Genomic DNA, 1,361 nt, shown 5'->3' on the forward strand with positions numbered 1-1,361 from the left:
GCATACACCCTAATGAGGCACCCCTTATCCCTAAGTTACGGGGTCATTTTGCCGAGTTCCTTAACAAAAGTTCTCTCGCTAGCCTTAGAATTCTCTTCTCACCCACCTGTGTCGGTTTGCGGTACGGGTACCTTTAATCTCAGTAGAGGCTTTTCTTGACAGCATGAAATCGACTACTTCGCTACTTAATTTCGCTCCCCATCACACCTCAGAATTGCACTGACGGATTTGCCTATCAATGCTCCCTTAATGCTTGGACCTACATTTCCAATAGTAGGATAGCCTATCCTTCTGTGTCACCCCATTCTTCAAACGATTATCGGTAGTACAGGAATCTCAACCTGTTGTCCATCACCTACGCCTTTCGGCCTCGGCTTAGGTCCCGACTAACCCTGAGCGGACGAACCTTCCTCAGGAAACCTTGGGTTTTCGGCCCGTAGGATTCTCACCTACGTCTCGCTACTCATGCCAACATTCTCTCTTCACTGCAGTCCACTAGTCCTTCCGGTCTAGCTTCAGCCCGCAGTGAATGCTCCCCTACCCATTGACAAAGTCAATGCCGTAGCTTCGGTAGTAAGTTTTAGCCCCGATAATTTTCGGCGCAGGATCACTCGACCAGTGAGCTATTACGCACTCTTTGAATGAATGGCTGCTTCTAAGCCAACATCCTGGTTGTCTGTGCAATCCCACATCCTTTACCACTTAACTTACATTTAGGGACCTTAGCTGACGGTCTGGGCTGTTTCCCTCTCGACTATGAATCTTATCACCCACAGTCTGACTCCCAAGCAAAAGATAAAGGCATTCGGAGTTTGATAGTCTTCGGTAACCCATAGGGCCCCTAGGACATTCAGTGCTCTACCTCCTCATCTCTAAGCTTGAGGCTAGCCCTAAAGCTATTTCGGGGAGAACCAGCTATCTCCGAGCTCGATTGGAATTTCACCTCTACCCACAGCTCATCCCCGCACTTTTCAACGTGCGTGGGTTCGGACCTCCACGAAATTTTACTTTCGCTTCATCCTGGCCATGGGTAGGTCGCTCGGTTTCGGGTCTACGACAAGTAACTGAATCGCCCAGTTAAGACTCGCTTTCGCTACGGCTCCAGACCCTAAGTCCTTAACCTTGCTACTTATCGTAACTCGTTGGCCCGTTCTACAAAAAGTACGTGGTCACACTAATAATGTGCTCCCACAGCTTGTAGGCATAGGGTTTCAGGTTCTATTTCACTCCCCTTCCGGGGTTCTTTTCACCTTTCCCTCACGGTACTATACGCTATCGGTCACCAAGGAGTATTTAGCCTTGGGGGGTGGTCCCCCCAGCTTCCCACAGGGTTTCACGTGTCCCGTGGTACTCTGGAGTAC

1 rRNA gene is annotated in these 1,361 nt (G+C 49.7%); it reads right to left on the reverse strand.

The annotated features are described in order from the left end of the window. Positions 1–1,361, reverse strand: a 23S ribosomal RNA gene (locus WJW32_RS00005); the annotation flags it as partial.

This window comes from Tepidibacter sp. Z1-5 (assembly GCF_037844525.1).
In the GTDB taxonomy this organism is placed as follows: Bacteria; Bacillota; Clostridia; order Peptostreptococcales; family Peptostreptococcaceae; genus Tepidibacter_A.